The following is a 734-nucleotide window of genomic DNA, read 5'->3' as shown; positions in this document are numbered from 1 at the left end:
ATTCGTCTCCCGGCACTTCCCCAAAGACCTACTGCAGCAGCTGCAGCACCTGAGAAGGCCTCTCGTTGGCCTGCGCCAGCATGGAGGTAGCCGCCTGCGTCATCACCTGCGCAGTAGTATACTGAGTCATCTCCTCCGCCATATCCACGTCCATGATCCGTGAATACGCCGCCGTCATGTTCTCGGAGGTGACGTCCAGACTGTTGATGGTGGTCTCAAGCCTATTCTGATAAGCGCCCAGCTTGCCTCTGACGCTGGATATGAACTGCATGGCCCCCTCGATAAGGTCGATGGCAGCCGTAGCGCTCTCCTCCGTGGACACGTCCAGATCCTCGATGCCCATGTCCCTGAGGGATATCCTGGGAATGTCGATCTCCATCACCTGACCCTCGTTGGCGCCTACCTGAAGCCTCATGGAGCCGATTCCCGTGGCGTCTATGGTCATCTTCGTGCCGCCGTTGGGGTTGGGCACCGTATAGGTGGAATTGGGAGGAAGATTTGCCAGCTCGCCCTGAAAATCCACATTCGTCAGATCCAGTGTCATCTCGAAGCCGTTGGGGGCCTCCAGCACCAGCAGATTATCCTTGAGGGAAGCCGTGGTTCCCTCCGGGAAATTCCCGTACCCGCCGTTTTGGTCAAAGGCCACGCTCACCTTGTACTTGCCCTTCTCCGCTCCGCCCAGAGCAGTGTCCTCCTGAATGACGATCTGCTCTATGGTGTACTCCTTCGCCGTC

At 58.0% G+C, this 734-nt stretch carries 1 pseudogene (cut by a window edge); it reads right to left on the bottom strand.

Annotated features, from left to right (window positions below):
• Positions 1–28: 28 nt before the first annotated feature.
• Positions 29–734 (bottom strand): annotated as a pseudogene (locus Q2B33_RS24665) (flagellin); it runs 482 nt beyond the window's last position.

This window comes from uncultured Acetatifactor sp. (genome assembly GCF_948601915.1).
GTDB lineage: Bacteria > Bacillota > Clostridia > Lachnospirales > Lachnospiraceae > Acetatifactor.
The sequence above is the reverse complement of the archived record's forward strand: the minus strand, read 5'-3'. Positions and strand labels throughout refer to the sequence as shown.